General features: G+C 49.6%; 9 protein-coding genes. 8 read left to right on the top strand and 1 reads right to left on the bottom strand.

Features of this window, described 5'->3' with window-relative positions:
• Nucleotides 1-16: 16 nt before the first annotated feature.
• From GJR95_RS05460 to GJR95_RS05480, 5 genes are read left to right on the top strand one after another with little or no spacing between them, the layout of a single operon-like run.
• On the top strand, nt 17-2,455 hold the full coding sequence (locus GJR95_RS05460; RefSeq protein WP_162384910.1) for an ABC transporter permease: 2,439 nt from the start codon (nt 17-19) through the stop codon (nt 2,453-2,455).
• A gap of 28 nt (nt 2,456-2,483) precedes the next feature.
• Nucleotides 2,484-3,020, top strand: coding sequence for a GIN domain-containing protein (locus tag GJR95_RS05465; protein ID WP_162384911.1), 537 nt, complete (start codon nt 2,484-2,486; stop codon nt 3,018-3,020).
• A gap of 42 nt (nt 3,021-3,062) precedes the next feature.
• A complete protein-coding gene (locus tag GJR95_RS05470) occupies nt 3,063-5,462 on the top strand; it encodes an ABC transporter permease (protein ID WP_162384912.1) in 2,400 nt (799 codons plus the stop codon).
• A gap of 12 nt (nt 5,463-5,474) precedes the next feature.
• Nucleotides 5,475-6,071, top strand: a complete 597-nt coding sequence (locus GJR95_RS05475; protein ID WP_162384913.1) for a hypothetical protein — start codon at nt 5,475-5,477, stop codon at nt 6,069-6,071.
• Between the two features lie 12 nt (nt 6,072-6,083).
• Nucleotides 6,084-8,474 carry an ABC transporter permease gene (locus tag GJR95_RS05480; protein WP_162384914.1) on the top strand — a complete coding sequence of 797 codons (2,391 nt, stop codon included), beginning with the start codon at nt 6,084-6,086 and terminating at the stop codon, nt 8,472-8,474.
• Between the two features lie 39 nt (nt 8,475-8,513).
• Here GJR95_RS05480 and GJR95_RS05485 read toward each other — a convergent pair whose 3' ends face one another.
• Entirely contained in the window at nt 8,514-8,936 is a 423-nt protein-coding gene (locus GJR95_RS05485) for a Uma2 family endonuclease (protein WP_162391594.1), read from the bottom strand.
• A gap of 140 nt (nt 8,937-9,076) precedes the next feature.
• Between GJR95_RS05485 and GJR95_RS05490 the strand changes: the two genes are divergently transcribed.
• The 3 genes from GJR95_RS05490 to GJR95_RS05500 all read left to right on the top strand — a co-directional run bounded on the left by GJR95_RS05490 (nt 9,077) and on the right by GJR95_RS05500 (nt 14,774).
• On the top strand, nt 9,077-9,373 hold the full coding sequence (locus tag GJR95_RS05490) for a hypothetical protein (RefSeq protein ID WP_162384915.1): 297 nt from the start codon (nt 9,077-9,079) through the stop codon (nt 9,371-9,373).
• Nucleotides 9,374-9,416: 43 nt separating this feature from the next.
• Nucleotides 9,417-11,822, top strand: a complete 2,406-nt coding sequence (locus GJR95_RS05495; RefSeq protein WP_162384916.1) for an ABC transporter permease — start codon at nt 9,417-9,419, stop codon at nt 11,820-11,822.
• A gap of 498 nt (nt 11,823-12,320) precedes the next feature.
• Nucleotides 12,321-14,774 (top strand): ABC transporter permease, encoded by a 2,454-nt coding sequence (locus GJR95_RS05500; protein WP_162384917.1) that lies wholly within the window; start codon nt 12,321-12,323, stop codon nt 14,772-14,774.
• Nucleotides 14,775-14,807 lie beyond the last annotated feature (33 nt).

Raw genomic sequence — 14,807 nt, forward strand, 5'->3', positions numbered from 1 at the left:
CAAAACCTAAACAACCATGCTACGAAACTACCTCAAAATCGCACTTCGTAATCTGGCGAAACACCGGACCAACACGGCTATCAACATTGCGGGGTTGGCTATTGGCATGGCTTGCTGCCTGTTGATTGTACTGTACGTATCCGATGAGTTGAGCTACGACCGTCATTGGGCAAATGGTGATCGGATTTACCGCATGGCGCTGGAACGCAACTATCCGGGGCGGAGTACGAAATACGCTATTATTCCACCATCCTACGCACAATCGGTTAAAAAGGAAATTCCTGAAATCGAGCAGGCTACGCGCGTTTTCGATTTTGGCGGGAACAATAATCCGACTCTGTTTAAAATCGACGGGCGAACGGTGGAGGAGCGGGGTGTTCTGGGCGTGGATTCAACCTTTTTTCAGGTGTTTCAAATGCCGTTGCTGCGTGGCAGGGCCAGTCAGGCGTTAACCCGGCCCAATACGGTCGTTTTGACGGAACGCACAGCCCGGCGCCTATTCGGTACTGCCAACCCGATTGGAAAGATGCTGGAGATTATCCAGGGGCCAAAACTTGAAGTAACAGGCATCTGTGCTGACCCTATTCGCAATGCCCATTTTACCTTCAATTTTCTGGTGTCGACGCGGGGGCAACAGGAAGAGCGACCTAACCACATCAGTTTTGCCGCGCATACATATTTGCTGCTTCGCCCAAATACGACCCCCGAAACAGTTCAGGCAAAATTGCCCACTGTGGTAGAGAAATACGCGGCCGGTGAGGTTGAACGGAATTTTGGCGTGTCCTACAAAGAATACGTAAAAGCGGGCAACGGATATTTTTATTTCCTGCAACCGCTTCGGAGCATACACCTTGACTCGCATCTGGAAGCAGAGTATCAGCCCAATGGAAGCCGCTCACTGGTGTCAATTTTTTCGGTGATTGCGGCCTTCGTACTGGTCATTGCCTGCATCAATTTTATGAATCTGGCCACCGCCCGTTCATCGGAGCGGGCGCGTGAGGTAGGCATCCGCAAATCACTTGGTTCAACGACTGGCCAGCTGGCGACTCAATTTCTGACCGAATCGGTGTTGTTGAGCCTGTTCAGTTTGGTTGTGGCCATTCTGATCGTGGCTGTTGTACTTACGCCATTCAATAATCTGGCTGGTAAGCCGCTCACATTGTGGTCGATAGTTCGGTGGGAAACGCTGCCGTTATTGGTAGGCGGAGCGTTATTCGTTGGTCTGCTGGCGGGTAGCTATCCGGCGGGCGTCCTGTCGAAGTTCGAGCCTATCAAAGTATTAAAAGGTAAATTCTCATCGACCCGGCAGGGGCACTGGCTGCGTAATGGACTGGTTGTATTTCAGTTTGCCGTATCGGTACTGCTGATCGTGAGCACCATTGTTGTATTCAGCCAGTTGAATTTTATCCAGCAGAAAGAACTGGGTTTCACAAAAGAGTCAGTCGTTAAGTTAAAAGGAGCGTTTTTCCTCGACAAAAATACGGAAGCTTTCAAGCAGGAGGTATCCCAGCTTGCGGGCGTAGCGGGCGTTGGAGGTACGTCAAGTGCACCGGGCGATGAAGGATTTTTTGGCATCACATTCCGGAAAAATGGTGAGACTGAAACCGTTACGGGTAGGGGATGTGTCGTTGATGAAAACTATCTGCAAACACTTCAGATGGAGATGATGGCCGGTCGTCCGTTCCGTCGATCGGGCAATGATTCGCTATCGGTTATTCTGAACGAAGAAGCGGTTCGGCAAATGGGCTTGACGAACCCCATCGGGAAGCAACTGATCAGCCCTGACAACTTCGCGCAACAGGGCGGCCCACCCGTAACCTACACCGTTGTTGGCGTGGTTCGTAATTTCCATTTTGGCTCACTACACCAGCGCATTAGCCCACTTTTTGTGCTGAATGACCGGGTATTTCGGCGGACCAATAATGAACTCGTTATTCGCATAAAAGCCGATGAGCCAACGGCTGTCGTGGGCCAGATCGAGCGTGTCTGGAAACGCTATCTGCCCGATCAGCCTTTTCATTTCTCGTTCCTGGATACCGACTGGAGTGCGCTGTATCAGTCAGAACAGGTGGCTCAGCGAATTTTCGGACTGTTTGCCATGCTGGCGATTTTTATTGCCTGTATGGGTTTGCTTGGTCTGGCGATGTACGTTATCCGGTTGCGGACGAAAGAAATTGGCATTCGTAAAGTGCTGGGTGCGTCGGTGCCAGGCTTGGTAGCGCTTCTTTCCAAAGATTTTTTGGTATTGGTTCTGGTGGCTATTCTGATTGCATCGCCCATCGCCTGGTACGCCATGAGCCGATGGCTGTCGGACTTTGCCTATCGGATCGATATGCCCTGGTGGGCGTTTGGGCTGGCGGGTTTACTGGCCGTAGGTATTGCGCTATTGACGGTGAGCTTCCAGAGCATCAAAGCCGCCTTGATGAATCCGGTGAAATCCCTGAGAAGCGAGTAAAGAAATGGGTCTTAATAAAACACATGACATGCAAAAACATACGAGTCTAGGAACGCTCATTCTGCTTCTGGTAACGCTTGTCAAAGGGTATGGACAGGCAACAGAAACGCGGCCCATTCAATCTTTTAACGGAATTAAAACGGATGGGTTAGTACAAGTGCACCTTCAGCAGGGCGAAAAAGAAAGCCTTAAACTGGTGGTTAAAGGAATTGGCCTGAAGGATATTATCACCAGCGTTGAGAATAACGTATTGACGGTAAAAACGGAGGGTGACTATAACGGCGAAGAGATTAATGTGTACGTGACCTATCGACAGCTGAAAAGCATTGCGGTTGATGGAGCTTCCAAATTATTCGGAAAGTCCACCATCAAGAGTAAAACGCTCGCAATCGCTACCAGTGGAGCCGGAGACGCTTTTTTAACGGTTGATGTGGATGATCTCCAGATCGCTATGACGGGAGCCGGAAATCTGACGATCGGAGGCCGGGCGAAATCTGAGAAGATCGTAACAACAGGCCCGATCAATGGCAGCCTGAATAAAAGCGGGTTAATTACCGCCAAATAATTCGTCAATCAGCCACTCACTATTCCTGAACCTACTAAAGCGATGCTCTTAAACTATTTTAAAATCGCGTGGCGAAACATCATTCGGAATAAAGCCTTCTCGGCTATCAATATTCTGGGGCTGGCCCTCGGCATGGCCTGTAGCCTGTTGATTTTCCTGTGGATTCAGGATGAGTTGAGTGTCGATAATTACCATGCAAATGGGCCTCAGTTGTATAACGTGATGCAACGTCAGCTATACGATGGTAAAATAGATGCCGGACGTTTTACGCCGGGGGTGTTGCCCGATGAGTTGAAAAAACAATTTCCCGAAATTGTCTATTCAGCAGGCTATACGGGCTGGGACGCCCAGATGACGTTTGCCGTTGGTGATAAGATTAACAAAGAAACCGGACATTGGGCTGGGGCCGACTGGTTCAACATGTTCAGTATTCCACTCCTGGCTGGTACTCCCGCTACGGCCTTGAGTTCGCCGAATGGTATTGCTATTTCCAGAAAAGTAGCTGAGTCCTATTTCGGCAATCCGGTAGCGGCTCTGGGAAAAAGTATCCGAATCGACAATCGGGATGATTTTCAGGTTACGGCCGTTTTTGAAAATCTGCCGGAAAACTCATCAGATAACTATGATTTTTTGCTCAACTGGCAGAATTGTCTGGCGCGCAATCCGTGGATGAAAGAGTGGGGAAATAACGGTCCGCATACGCGTATCATGCTTCGACCTGATGCGAACGTGGCAAACCTCAACGCTAAGCTCAAACCGTTTTTGCGGAAGTATAATAAGGACATTGGCAAAAACTTCGATGCGCAGCTCTTCCTTCAGGCTTATCCCGATGGTTATCTGTATTCCAACTTCAAGAATGGCCAGCAGGATGGTGGTCGCATCGAATATATACGATTGTTTAGTATTGTTGCCGTTTTCCTGTTGCTGATTGCCTGCATCAATTTCATGAATCTGGCCACGGCTCGTTCGATCAAACGGGCGAAAGAAGTGGGCGTTCGAAAAGTGATTGGCGCCGTACGAAGTTTACTGGTCGGGCAGTTTATTGGCGAAGCTTTACTGTTCACCATTCTGGCTCTAGGCTTTGCGTTATTTCTTGTTTTCTTCCTGCTGCCTTCGTTCAACTCATTAACGGGAAAGCACATTAATCTGCAAACGACGCAACCATCGTTCTGGATCGTATTGATCAGTATGGCATTGCTCACCGGCTTACTTGCCGGAAGTTATCCCGCCCTGTTTTTGTCGTCGCTTGAGCCGGTTCGGGTACTGAAGGGTTCGCTAAAGTTTGGCTCTGGCGCGCGGCTATTCCGGCAGGGATTGGTTGTTTTTCAGTTTGTGCTGTCGATGCTGCTCATTGTGGGTACGATCATTGTGTATCGGCAGGTCAACTATGTGCAAACGACAAACCTTGGGTATGAGCGCGAGAACCTGATTTATGTTCCGGTTGAGGGCGAACTGTCAACCCTGTCGACCTATAAAACATTTAAGGATGAGTTGATGCATCAGCCCGGAATTCTGGCCGTATCGTCCATGCAGGAAGCTCCGACAAATATCGGAAGCAGTACGGGTGGAGTAACCTGGCCGGGGAAAGATCCGAACGTCAATATTGAAATTACGCAGACAGCAGTCGGTTACGATCTGATAAAGACCCTGAAGCTAAAACTGACGGGCCGCGATTTTTCACCCGAATTTGGTACAGATACCAGCAATTACCTGATCAACGAAGCCACGGCCCGGCGCATTGGGTATAAAAACCGCACCGGTGGACTGGCCGGGTCGCTCGTTGGGCAGCCAATTACGATGTGGGGTAAGCCGGGTAAAATAATTGGTGTTATGGAGGACTTTCATTTTCAGTCGCTTCACATTCCAATCGCACCACTGATCATCCGGTTAAATACCGACCCCGGTTCCCAGAATTTCCTGATTCGCACACAACCGGGACAAACCAGGCAGGCGCTGGCTAGTGTGGAAACGTTGTGGAAACAACTGAATCCGAAATTTCCATTTTCGTACCGGTTTGCTGACGAAGAATATCAGAAACTCTATAAAAGCGAAGCCATTGTGGGCATGCTGGCGAATTATTTCGCGTTTTTAGCCATCTTCATTTCCTGCCTGGGCTTGTTTGGTCTATCCGCTTTTACGGCTGAACAGCGCACCAAAGAAATTGGCGTCCGCAAAGTACTCGGCGCTTCCGTTGGTGGTATTGTTGGCTTGCTTTCCAAAGACTTCCTGAAACTGGTACTGATCGCTATTGTCATTGCGTCTCCTCTGGCGTGGTATGCCATGAACCGATGGTTGCAGGGCTTTGCCTATAAGCTTGCCATTGAGTGGTGGATATTCGCGCTGGCGGGTGTGCTGGCCGTGGGTATCGCTTTAGTAACGGTAAGTTTCCAGAGCATTAAAGCAGCCCTGATGAATCCGGTAAAATCATTGAAAACTGAATAAACAACAATTCGTATGAAAACGCTCGTAACATCTTTATTCGCGCTCACTGCATCGCTGGCTCTGGCTCAGCAGAAGAACTCAATCAGTCGAAGCATTAACGATGATGGCAAAACCTTATCGATTCGCGTAAACGGCACTATGGATGGCAAACCGATTGACTATGACCGCACGTTCGATGTCTCCAGGTTGAATCGGGATGAGCGGAATGCACTACGCGAGCATATTCTGGATTCGCTGAACGTGGGAATGCCCGAGCCACCCAAACGGCCTATCGCTCCACGGGCAGCACTGGCCCCGCGTGAGCCAAGGGCTCCAACTCCCCCAACCCCTCCCGAGCCGATGACCATAATCAGTAGTGATCAGTCCATTGTATCGGTGAGTAGTGGTGATAATCAGGCAGTGGCCGTAGGTGGGAAGAATCCCTATACCAAAGAGGTGAAATACAATTCAGAATCCGGGCAGTTATTCCTGCGTTATCGGTTTAAGAAAGATGGCGAAGAGTTCACGTATGAACGTAAAGTCGATGCCCATGACAAATCGCAGCAGGAACGGCAGCAGATCATCGATGGGATTGAAAAAGAAATAGGCGTCCCTAAAAATAGTAAATAACGAATACGCTCAATGATCCGGAATTATCTGAAAATCGCCTGGCGGAATCTTGTCAACCAACGGGTTTACAGTCTGCTCAATTTGTCGGGTTTAAGCCTTGGCCTTACCTGCGTATTGATTATTGCGCTGTACCTTAAAAATGAAGTAACCTTCGATGGGTTTCATGAAAAGGCGGACCGCATTTACCGGTTGACGAATACTACAACCAATGCCAGCGGTACAGAAATCAAACACCGGACAGGTAATACCGGAGCCGTTCAGGGGCCTGCTTTTGCGGCCAGCATTCCCGAAATTGAGTCGGTAACGCGGATGATGGGCGTTTCATTTAACGTTCGTCAGAGCAACGAAGGCTTCTTTCAGAATGCGCACTATGTCGATAGTAATTTCTTTCAGACGTTTTCACTGCCTCTTCTGGAAGGTACATCCCGATCGGCACTTGCTGGGGTTAATTCGGTGGTATTGACCGAAAAAGGAGCCGAAAAGTATTTTGGAACCGCGCACGCGCTGGGTCAGCGACTTAGTTTAGAGATCAACGGAAAGTTTGAACCGTTTGTCGTATCGGGGGTTGCTTCTAATCCACGACCAAATTCGTCGCTGCAATTTGAGATGCTGCTGCCATTTAACAACTACAAAGACGACCAATGGCTCAGTCAGTATCTGGCCACGTTTTTCGTGCTGAGGCCCGGTGTATCGACAGCAAAAGTAGAGCAGAAGATGGCTCAGACGTTTGCTGTTTTGGGTCGGGAGCAGGTAGCCAAAGCCGCTCAGGAGCGCGGTTATCAGGAACAGCGGCTATTCGGCCTGCAACCCCTCACCGACATTCATTTAACGGTGAGCTATGGTGGCGGCAATGAACTGGCTTCACCCAATAGCCCCATGGTTCTGTATCTGCTGGGAGGCATCGCCATTTTTATTCTGACCATTGCCTGCATCAATTTTGTTAATCTGACCATTGCCCGTTCACTGCGACGGGCGCGGGAAGTGGGCGTTCGGAAGGTAATCGGCGGAAAACGAAGCCAGCTGATCAAGCAGTTTTTAGGCGAATCATTTCTGCTGAGCACACTTGCATTCGGTCTGGCCCTGGTGCTGGCGCAGCTTATTTTACCGTACGTCAACGCAGTTGTAGGCCAAACCTTAAGTCTGTCGTATCTGTTTGATACCCGGCTGGTGCTGCTTTATGTGGGCTTGCTGGTCATCACAGCACTGTTGGCCGGATCATATCCCGCCTTCGTCCTGTCGAAGTTCAATCCGTCGCGCGTTTTGTACGGCCGGGTTGGGCTTCCGGGAAAAAATTACCTCAGCCAGGGATTGGTTGTCGTGCAGTTTGCGCTGTCGGTTATACTGATCGTAGCAACGCTGGCCGTTTTTGCCCAATTCGACTTTCTGACCACCAAAGATCTTGGCTATAATCCCGAGCATCTGGTTCGGATCGAGCTTCCTCCGCAACGGGAAGGTAATGACAACTTTGCCCGACTATTCCGGCAGAAACTCGCCAGCCAGCCCGATGTTGTCAGCGTTACGGCAAAAGACCGGCTCGATGAATACACCAGCGTACGGACTACCGACAAAGAGCTGGACGTTAATTACCTGCGTATCGATGACAATTATTTGCCAACGCTGGGCATTAAACTAGCTCAGGGCCGAAATTTTTCGACGGCGTATGCATCGGATACGCTCGACAACGCCCTGGTTAACGAAAGCTTTGTTCGCGAAGCAGGCTGGAAAAATCCGATCGGGCAACGGGTCTTTTTCCCGGATCGTACGAACAAAGCGTATCGGGTTGTGGGCGTCGTGCGGGATTATCATTTTTCGTCGTTGCATGAAGCAATCAGGCCACAGGTTTTCATTGGTGATGCTGATCTGGGATTTGGCGAGGTCTGGGTCAGAATACGACCCGGCAATAGCGCCCGAACACTAACCATGCTCGACCATATGTACCACGAGATTGTTCCGCAGCATTATTATCACTACCAATTTATGGATACAATTCTTGCGCAGCAGTATGATCTGGAAACGCGTTTACGGCAAATCATCAGCTGGGCCGCCGGATTATGCCTGTTCATTTCGTGTCTGGGTTTGTTCGGTATTGCTACGTTCTCGGCCGAACGACGTACGAAAGAAATTGGGGTTCGTAAAGTGCTGGGTGCATCGACTGCCGAAGTGGCGACCTTACTTTCGCGCGATTTGCTCTGGTTGCTGCTGCCTGCCATCCTGATTGCCATACCTATAGCCTGGCTATCACTGAATAACTGGCTGGAAATGTATCCGTTTCACGTAAATCTTAGTGCGTGGCTGTTCGTAGGAGCGGCTTGTTTTACCGTGTTTATTGCTCTGGCAACGGTGAGTTTTCAGAGTGTAAAAGCCGCGTTGATGAATCCCGTGAAAAGCTTGCGCACAGAGTGATCATGAGTTAAGCAGGCAGGGCAGAATGAAGTAAACAGACTAGGCACAAATAGCAGTCAATGGAAACTCAAATCCTATGTTCGGATCACTTAATGTGGCGTCTTCGTAGAAAAAGACGTAATGACCGGGTCGGTCAAAGATCATTACGGCCCGCAGGCCTGGTAATACGATCCAGCACGACTTTACCCCAAATTGGAAATAGATATGCGTCTTGTTTATCATTTCTTCATTGCTTTGAGAAGGCGCCTGAATCTCAATGCACAGTAAAGGGGGATCTGTTCGTCTGGCCGGCTCGTTCTGATAGTTTAATGGAATGACCGGATACACCACTACGTCTGGAGTAGTGCTATCTGGCTGAGTTGCTAATGAGGTTTCACTGGCTATGCGGTATTCATGGCGGTATCGCATTTTAAGTTCAGAAACCAGATTCGCCTGAATCGCGCCATGAATAAGATTAGGCATAGGTTTTCCGCGTTCGTACTCTGAGAGTTGATCAACTACAGATTCCATAAGCGTTGTACCGCCAGGGCGGAAAAGTTTTTGATCAAATATGATTAACCTGACTAATTATTTATTCGCTAATTCACTAAATCTAAACAACCATGGCACACATTGCTATTCCCATTCCCTCGACACCCGGCAAACAGGACATCGAAATCGATGTAACGATCAACGGTAAAAAACATGAACTACACTATCGGGTGGAGCTTTTTTACTGGGGTGACTGCACTATTCCAACCTTCGACCGGGTGGACTGTCTGCGCGAAATGATCTCCCATTACGATCAGAATTGGACACTCTACTACATTGGTGCACCGACCGATGATTTTGTGCCCATCGCGTTTGTGAAAAAGGGCGATCGGGAAATCCAGCGTAAGCTGTTAACCGGTGCTATCTGAGCCTATAGATCCAACATCTACTCAATCAAACTGTTAAAAAGCCATGTTCCGCAACTACATCAAAATTGCTTTTCGCAATCTGTCGAAACACAAAACCTTCAGTTTTATTAACATTACTGGTGTAGCTGTGGGGCTGGCTTGTTTCCTGCTTATTGCGCTTTACGTACGGGATGAACTAAGTTACGACCGCTATAACGCCAATGCCGACCGTATTTACCGCGTTACCAGAACGTTTCTATCATCGGAAGGAACTGCTTCTCTGAAACTGGCGCAGGCCGCTCCACCATTCGGGCCTTTGATCAAGCAGGACTTCCCCGACGTAGAGCAGGTTGTTCGAACGATTGATAACAATGGGTTGCTGCGCTACGGCGAACATTCGTTCAATGAGGAGAATATGTATCTGGCTGAAGCCAATCTGTTCAAGGTATTGAGTTTCCAGCTTGTCAGTGGTAATCCCGATCAGGCACTGGTGAATCCGTTCTCGATTATGTTCTCCCGGCCAATGGCGGAGAAATATTTTGGTAAGGAAAACCCGGTTGGCAAGACTGTACGACTCAATAACCAGTATGATCTGACCGTAACGGGAGTCTATGAGCCATTGCCCGCACAAGCTCATTTTCATCCCAGTTTTTTGATGTCATTTTCGACGTTGAACGACCCCCGTTTATACGGTGCCGAGGGGTTGCGGACCAACTGGAGCAACAACTCGTTCAATACCTATCTGTTACTGAAACCGGGAGCCAATCCACAACGTGTTGAGGCCGCTTTCCCCGAATTTCAGAACAAACACGTTCCGGCAGAAGGGGGTAATAAACCCTCTACATGGTCGGTGCTGAACTTGCAGAATATTGCTGACATTCATCTTCGTTCGCATACCGATTCGGAGCTGGAAGCAACCGGCGACATAAAATACATTTATCTGTTTTCGGCAATCGGTCTGTTCATACTGCTGATTGCCTGCATCAATTACATGAATCTGGCAACAGCTCGCTCGGCTGGGCGGGCAAGGGAGGTGGGTATGCGCAAGGTTGTAGGGGCCTTGCGCTCCCAACTTATCAGCCAGTTTCTAAGCGAGTCGATTATTTTGGTTCTGTTTGCCCTGGGTGTCGCTATTGTTCTGGTGCTCATTTGTCTGCCTGCACTGAACAGCTTTACGCATAAGCAACTCGAATTTAGCCAACTCCTCGATCCGGTCTTCCTAAGCATTCTGGTCGCTATTACCCTGTTGACCGGTTTGGTCGCGGGTAGCTATCCGGCATTCTTTCTGACCTCGTTCCGGCCGCTGGGCGTATTAAAAGGGCAGATTACGTCGGCTATGCGTACCGGCAAATTACGCCAGACACTGGTTGTTACGCAGTTTGCCATTGCCGTTGCGCTGATCATCAGTACAGTGGTGGTCTACAATCAGATGAAGTATATTCAGGATTACCGGTTAGGCTATAAGAAAGATCAGGTGCTGTTGCTGCCCGATGTGGGCGATTCAACGACGAACTATGAGACCCTTAAACAGCAACTGAAAGAAACGGGTATTGTCGGCGAGGTGGGTCGTTCGTCGCGGATACCGTCGGGACGTTTGCTGGACTCGTATGATGCCTATGCCGAAAAAGGCGACACGATGGCCCCGGTTACCATTAACCTGCGCGGTTTGCGGGTAGATTATGATTTCATTCCGGCCTACCAGATAGGCATGGCGGCTGGCCGTAATTTCTCCCGTTCGTATTCGACCGATACGTCAATGATCGTGTTGAACGAAACAGCGGTCCGGTTGTTAGGCTGGACACCCCAGCAGGCCATTGGCAAGTCGTTTCGCTATGGCCCCGCAAACGGCCAGATCATCGGCGTAACGAAAGATTACCATTTTGAGTCGCTACATCAGAAAGTAGCGGCTATTGCCATGGTCATGTCAACCGAAGATTTCAATTGGTTATCCATTCCGATACAGGGGAATGTGCCTGCCGGAGTCCGACACGTTGAATCGGTCTGGAAGCGGTTTTTTCCGCAACGTCCGTTCGACTATCAGTTTCTGGACGAGCGCTTTGGCCGGCTTTACGCTCGTGAACAAACGCAACAGACGTTGTTCAGTGTTTTCGCCAGCGTTGCCATTCTGATTTCGTGCCTGGGTTTGTTTGGTTTGTCCATGTTCATGGCTGAGCAGCGTACCAAAGAAATTGGCGTTCGGAAAGTGCTGGGGGCGTCGGTGTCCAGTCTGGTCGCCCTGTTATCGCAGGATTTCCTGAAACTGGTTGGTATCGCTATTCTGATTGCGTCGCCCCTGGCCGGCTGGGCTATGGCACAGTGGCTCGAAGGATTCGCCTATCATACCGCGCTCAGTTGGTGGGTGTTCGGATTGGCGGCTATACTGGCGGTTAGCATTGCCCTGTTTACCGTTAGCTTCCAGAGCATCAAAGCCGCGTTGGTCAATCCGGTGAAGAGTTTACGAAGCGAATGATGTAGAGACTGCCTGCCGGAACATTCCGACCCGTTTCTACAAACGACCTGTCCGCAAATGGTCAGCGATGCCGTCCGTTTGCGGACAGGTCGTTTTGTGGTAGGGCTCACAGTGAGTTTAAACGCAAAATTGACGTTATGGCATAGGAGTTGAGCTTGAATTACTGATCTGATTATCTGACGAATAGGAAACTTATTCGCGCTGGAGTTAACGCTAACCAACCTAAACGACTCATGATGAAATGCTTTTTCAGTACTTGTCGTATGCCCATTCGCGAATACGCTCTATGCGCAGAGTGAGAAATACAACAGCCAGCAAACACCCGGTTAATAGCCTCACGTCCGGAACTATGCCTTCAAGATCGGGTAACTCAGTACGTCGCAGTAAAATATTGTAGGAATAGCTCGTGACATTCCGGGTAAACAACCAGTTACGCTGTCAATCAACGATCAGGGGAGGATGTACAACCGGCCCGACTGACCTAATCTAAAACCAACCATGATCTTAAACTACCTGAAAATCACCCTGCGCAATCTGCGTAAAAATCGGGTGTTCTCGCTCATTAATAGTGCAGGCCTGGCACTCGGCATTGCCGCCTTTGTGCTAATTCTGGAATACGTTGCCTACGAACGGAGCGTGAACAGCTTTCATGCGAATCTGCCCACACTGTACCGAATGCTGTCGCAAACCAAATCGGGCGATATCTGGGTCGATATGGCTCCGGCTGTGGCACCCTTGGCCAAACAACAATTCCCTGAAGTGAAGAATTTTTGCCGGATAGCCGAAAATGCCGCCAATGGTATTGTTTCGGTTTCGAGCAGTGATCAGGATAATCAGGACCCAAAATCATTTCGGGAAAGTAAGCTGGGCTATGCCGATGCCAGTTTTTTCACGCTCTTTACATTTCCATTGGTGCAGGGAACAGCCGCATCAGCGCTAACCCAGCCGAATACCGTTGCACTTTCACAGTCGCAGGCACGCAAGTATTTTGCCACTGGAAAAGCATTAGGCCGCACCCTGACGCTCAACAATCAGTTTGGAAAAACATTATATACGGTTACGGCTGTTTATGCCGACATTCCCCAAAACTCCGACCTGGTTTTTGACGCCGTTTTTTCGCTGCAAACGCTGGCCAATCCGGCCAATCTGAACGGAAATTCGTGGGCACGGCTCGACGGATTCGACGGTTCCTATCTGACCACGTTTCTGCAACTTCCGACGGATGGCGATTACAAAGCCCTGGAGTCTAAATTTAACGCGTACAAGAAAAAAATTAAGCCCGAAGACGAAAGTGTATTTCTGTTGCAACCCGCCAAAAACATTCATTTGGCAGCTTCGCTCGATGATCCATATCGTACGAGTGGTAGCCTGGGATTTGTGTATCTGCTGAGTGGCATTGCTGGCTTAATTCTGCTGATCGCCTGGTTCAACTATGTGAATCTATCCACTGCCGGAGCGTTGAAACGGGCCAAAGAAGTGGGCGTTCGGAAAGTAATTGGAGCCAGACAGGGCCAATTGATCGGACAGTTTCTGGGTGAATCACTGCTTTTGAATATCGTTGGATTTGCGCTGGGACTTGGCCTCGTTACCTCATTGCAAGGAGTCTTCAACGATTTTGTGCAGAAAGATTTATCGATGAGCCTGCTGAGTAACAGTGGCTTCTGGCTGGTTGGGTTGGGGTTACTGGTGGTGGGTGCGCTGTCGTCGGGTGGGTACGTGGCCTTTGCCCTTACATCGTTTCGGCCGGTGCAGACCCTAAAAGGTGCTTATCAGACTGGCAAGGGAAACTGGTTGCGCAAAACGCTGGTGATCGCTCAGTTCAGCGCATCGGTAGCGCTGGTAATCGCAACGATGGTGTTATATCGGCAGTTGCAGTATATGCAGGACAAGGATCTGGGCGTTAAACTAACTCAGCGGGTGGTTATTCAGGGGCCGCAGGTCAAGCTAACTGATTCGTTTTCGTCGGGGACAACACGGCTGGAAAATGAACTAAATCAGCTACCGTACGTGAAAAACTTTTGCCAGACAGGCATCGTGCCCGGTAACTTCTACAACTTCACGACTGGCGGTATCACCAAGCAAAACGCACGACCTGGTGATGATAAGAAAAGCTATTCAATGGGAATTATTGATGACCGTTACCTGCCAACCTATGAAATCGGGCTGGCCGCAGGGCGGAACTTCACCCAGCGCGAAGCCGAATTAGGCTGGGAAAAGAGTGCTAAACTGCTGGTCAATGAAACAGCTATTCGCCAGTTAGGCTTTACATCGGCACAACAGGCAGTGGGTAAATTGATCAACTGGGGGCAACCCTACGAAATTGTGGGCGTCGTTCGCGATTACCATCATCAGGGTTTACAGCGGGCCATTGAGCCGGTAATTTTTATGCCCCGTCGTTCGGTCAGTGACCTGACCATTCAACTGGCTACCGATCCAGTCCAGGGTGGTCGGTTGACGGAGAAAATAGCTGAGTTGGAGCGGATTTATAAAGCCAGCTATCCGGGCAACCCATTCGAGTATTACTTCGTGGATGAACATTATAATGAACAATACCAGAGTGAGCTACAATACGGCCAGGTTTTCACGATAGCCTCTGCCCTGGCCATCTTTATTGCCTGCCTGGGTTTGTTCGGCCTGGCTGCGTATACCACCGAACAACGCACAAAGGAAATTGGGGTTCGGAAAGTGCTGGGTGCATCGGTGGGCAGTATTGTTACACTACTCTCCAAAGACTTTCTGAAACTAGTCTTCATCGCCATAATTATTGCAGCGCCCCTGGCCTGGTGGGGCATGAATAATTGGCTACAGAACTTTGCGTACAAGGTTGATCTGGAGTGGTGGGTGTTTGCACTGGCCGGTTTGCTGGCCGCCGGAATCGCCGTTCTGACGGTGAGTTTCCAGAGCGTCAAAGCGGCCCTGATGAATCCGGTGAAGAGTTTACGATCGGAATAAGATAGGGCCACCCCGTTCTTTTCGATCCGATCT

The sequence above is a fragment of the Spirosoma endbachense genome (assembly GCF_010233585.1).
Lineage (GTDB): Bacteria > Bacteroidota > Bacteroidia > Cytophagales > Spirosomataceae > Spirosoma > Spirosoma endbachense.